Origin of the sequence: Nocardioides sp., from assembly GCF_036374615.1 — a bacterium.
GTDB lineage: Bacteria > Actinomycetota > Actinomycetes > Propionibacteriales > Nocardioidaceae > Nocardioides.
The window spans coordinates 1-3,522 of sequence record NZ_DASUTK010000186.1; the positions used below are offsets into that span (position 1 = coordinate 1).

Sequence of the window (3,522 nt, forward strand, 5' to 3'; positions counted from 1 at the left end):
CGCCTCCCACGACGGCCAGACGCGGGTGACTTTCACTCACGAGGGCCTCGGGCGGTCCGATGAGTGCTTCGACGTCTGCCACGACGCGTGGCGGCACTACATCACCGAGAGCTTGCGCCAGCGGATCGCGACCGGCCAGGGCACGATGCGTACCCGCGAGGAGGATCACGCGGCTGTGAGTCAACACGCCACGAGTCGGCCATAGGCAATCAGCGGCAAGTGCTGCCACTTGGGCCAGTGAGGTGCCAGCCCGGTCGACGCCGCACCATGGCCGGCTCGCCGCGGGATGCGCCGCCGACCTGCTGGTGGTGGACGATGAGCTCTCCAAGAACCCCTTACTGCTCGGAAGCCCCCAACAGGTCATCATGGGAGGACTCCCGCTTCCCCTTGGCGTGCGTCCACTTTCGTGATCGGAGCGGTGCCTAGATTGGGGCTCATGACGCGCCCCTGCAAGGTCGGTGTCCAGCTGCCCGAAGTGGAGAGGTTCGTGCCGTGGCCGGAGTACCTCGACCTTGCGCGGCGCGCAGAGTCGGCCGGGTTCGACTCGATCTGGGTAGGCGACCACCTCGTCTATGACCTGCCGGACGGGTCGACCCGCGGTCCGTACGAGGCATGGACCACTCTCGCCGCGATCGCAACGGCGACGGAACGGGTGGAGATCGGGCCGCTCGTGGCGTCGACGGGGTTCCACGCTCCCGCGATGCTGGCCAAGCAGGCCGCGACGGTGGACGCGATCTCGCAGGGCAGGCTGATCCTGGGACTCGGCGCGGGCTGGAACCGACGTGAGTTCGACGCCTTCAGTTTCCCCTACGACCGACGCGTCTCGCGCTTCGAGGAGGCGCTGGCGATCATCGCGCCGCTGCTGCGCGAGGGCCGGACCACCTTCCACGGCCAGTTCCACGACGTCGACGACTGCGTGTTGGACCCTCGCCCGGTCCGAGAAGGCGGGCCGCCGATCATGCTGGGGTCGAACAGCCCTCGCATGCTGAGCATCGGGCTGCCGGTCGTCGACTCCTGGAACGTCTGGTGGAGCGTCTACGGCAACTCGGTCGAGAGGTTCGCCCAGGTCAAGGCCGACGTCGACGCGGTCATGCCGGTGGGGCGGAGCGTCGACGCGAGCGCCGCGGTCCTGGTCACGCTTCCCGGCGGTCGCGGCCGGTTGATGGGTGAGACATACGACGCCAGCGTCACCACGGTCACCCCCGACGACCTCGGGCAGCACATCCGGGGGGTGGCGGCCGCAGGCGCGATGCACCTACAGCTCGTATTGGACCCGATCACCGCCGAGAGCATTGACATGATCGGGGCGGTGCTGGCCGACCTCGACCGTTGAACCGAGCAATCGGGAGAAATCTCAGAGTCGATGTCGAAGAGCTCCGCAGCCGTTCGACGTACGTGCGAAAGCCACGCCCCAGCAACCAGTAGGAGTGATCGGAATGCCGCGTTTCATGGGATTCGTGAGGATGGAAGAGGGTGTCGGCACGCCGCCGCAGGCGCTGTTCGACGCCATGGACGACCACATCAGCGAGCGTGTCGCCAAGGGAGTGTTCCTCGACGGTGGCGGGCTCTACGGCACTGAGGACGCCGTGAACTTCGTGGTCCGCCAAGGCGAGGTCAGTCGGGTGGACGGACCGTACGCCGAGGCGAAGGAGGTCGTCGGCGGCTGGGCCATCCTGCAGTACGACACCGTCGAGGACGCCGTGGCCGATCAACGGGAGTTCGCCGAGCTCCACGCGAAGTACTGGCCCGAAGTCACCGTGATCTCGACCCTGCGCCAGATCTCCACGGGTCCGGAGGCGCCTGGCGCCTGAACGTGACTCACTAGGCTGGCTTCGTGCCGGCAGAGTCGAGTACGGACGATCCGAGCGCGGCCATCGTCGCCGTGTGGCGGGCCGAGTCGGCCCGCCTCGTCGGCGCTCTCACCCGGATGACCCGTGACGTGGGCCTCGCCGAGGACCTGGCACAGGACGCACTCGTGGCCGCGCTCGAGCAGTGGCCCACGGCTGGCGTGCCGGAGAACCCGGCCGCGTGGCTGCTGACCACAGCGAAGCGGCGCGGCATCGATCACTTCCGGCGCGCCGACAACCTTCGGCGCAAGGTCGCGGACCTCCGACGCGCCGGTGGGAGAGAGGAGGTGGAGATGCCCGACCTCGACGCCCAGGTCGACTACATCGAGGACGACGTCCTGCGGCTCATCTTCCTCTCGTGCCACCCCTCCCTGACCCCCGAGTCCCGGGCCGCGCTGACGCTGCGTCTGGTGGGAGGGCTGACCACCGCCGAGATCGCCCGCGCGTTCCTGACCAGCGAAAGCGCGATGGGGCAGCGCATCTCGCGCGCCAAGAAGACGCTGTCCGAGGCCCGCGTCGAGTTCGAACTGCCTACGGGTCCGGAGCGGACCCGGCGCCTCGACGACGTCATGGCCGTGATCTACCTGATCTTCAACGAGGGCTACACCGCCACCGCCGGCGAGGACTGGATGCGCCCCGACCTGGCGCACGAGGCGATCCGGCTCGCGCGCATGCTGTCCGCACTCGCACCGGACGAGCCCGAGGTGCTCGCGCTGCAGGCGCTGCTGGAGCTCCAGGGGTCGCGGATGGACGCCCGCCTCGATGAGGACGGCGCTCCGATTCTGCTGGAGGCCCAGAACCGCAAGCGTTGGGACCAGCTGCTGATCCGGCGCGGGATGGCTGCCCTGGGGGAGGCCGAGGTGCTCGCCGCGGGTGGGAAGCCGGTCGGGAAGTACTTCCTGCAGGCCTCCATCGCCGCGCAGCACGCGCGCGCCGGCAGGGCCGATGACACGGACTGGCGCCGGATCGCGACTCTGTACGACGTCCTGGCCGACGCAGCCCCGGGGCCGACCGTCGAGGTGAACCGGGCCGTCGCGCACGGGCGGGCGTTCGGCGCCGATGCGGGACTTGCCGTGCTGGAGGAGCTGGACGCGGGCGCCCTCGGCGACTCACCGCTCGTGCCGAGCGTGCGCGGAGACCTGCTCGAACGGGCAGGGCTTCACGCACAGGCCGGCGAGGCGTTCGCCGAGGCGGCCGCGCGCACCAGGAATGAGAGTGAGCGCGCAGTCCTGCACCGTAGGGCCGAACTCAACCTGACGCGCGTGTCGAACTCGAAGTGAAGGGCTCACCGTTCGCCATGTGAGCGCACGCCTTGCCGAGTTACTCCTGTCGGTGTCGGTGTCGGATCCAGTCCGGGGGTGGGTGTCCGGGTTTGGGTGGTGGCAGGAACTCGGGTTTGCCGTCGTCGGCGAGCCGGACCTGCCAGGGGGTGTGGTGGAGGGTGCGGTGAGGGTGGCCACACAGCAGCACCAGATTCTCCAGCGCTGTGGCGCCGCCGTTGATCCAGTGGCGGATGTGGTGGGCGTGGCCCATCACCGGTGGCCGGGTGCAGCCGGGGAAGGCGCAGTGCCGGTCGCGGGCGACCAGCGCGGTCCAGATCGCGGGGGTGACCAGCCGTCGGGTGCGGCCCACATCGAGCGGGCACCCCTCGGCGTCGAGCAGCACCCGGATCAGG

4 protein-coding genes and 1 pseudogene are annotated in these 3,522 nt (G+C 69.5%); 4 read left to right on the top strand and 1 reads right to left on the bottom strand.

Going from position 1 to position 3,522, the window contains the following annotated elements; translation table 11 throughout:
- The 4 genes and pseudogenes from VFZ39_RS14385 to VFZ39_RS14400 form a co-directional block, all read left to right on the top strand.
- Window positions 1–205, top strand: a pseudogene (locus VFZ39_RS14385) (hypothetical protein); the annotation flags it as partial.
- 231 nt (window positions 206–436) lie between these two features.
- A complete protein-coding gene (locus VFZ39_RS14390) occupies window positions 437–1,333 on the top strand; it encodes an LLM class flavin-dependent oxidoreductase (protein ID WP_330866463.1) in 897 nt (298 codons plus the stop codon).
- A gap of 103 nt (window positions 1,334–1,436) precedes the next feature.
- On the top strand, window positions 1,437–1,811 hold the full coding sequence (locus VFZ39_RS14395; protein ID WP_330866464.1) for a hypothetical protein: 375 nt from the start codon (window positions 1,437–1,439) through the stop codon (window positions 1,809–1,811).
- 23 nt (window positions 1,812–1,834) lie between these two features.
- Complete coding sequence (locus VFZ39_RS14400; protein WP_330866465.1) at window positions 1,835–3,127, top strand: RNA polymerase sigma factor; 1,293 nt, start codon at window positions 1,835–1,837, stop codon at window positions 3,125–3,127.
- Between the two features lie 40 nt (window positions 3,128–3,167).
- Here the strand turns inward: VFZ39_RS14400 and VFZ39_RS14405 are convergent.
- Window positions 3,168–3,522: HNH endonuclease signature motif containing protein (locus VFZ39_RS14405; RefSeq protein ID WP_330866466.1), on the bottom strand; the 355-nt coding region annotated here is incomplete at its 5' end.

Excerpts from the sequence above, each read along its gene's own strand:
- VFZ39_RS14390 (WP_330866463.1), top strand. The coding sequence starts at position 437 with ATGACGCGCCCCTGCAAGGTCGGTGTCCAGCTGCCCGAAGTGGAGAGG.
- VFZ39_RS14395 (WP_330866464.1), top strand. The coding sequence starts at position 1,437 with ATGCCGCGTTTCATGGGATTCGTGAGGATGGAAGAGGGTGTCGGCACG.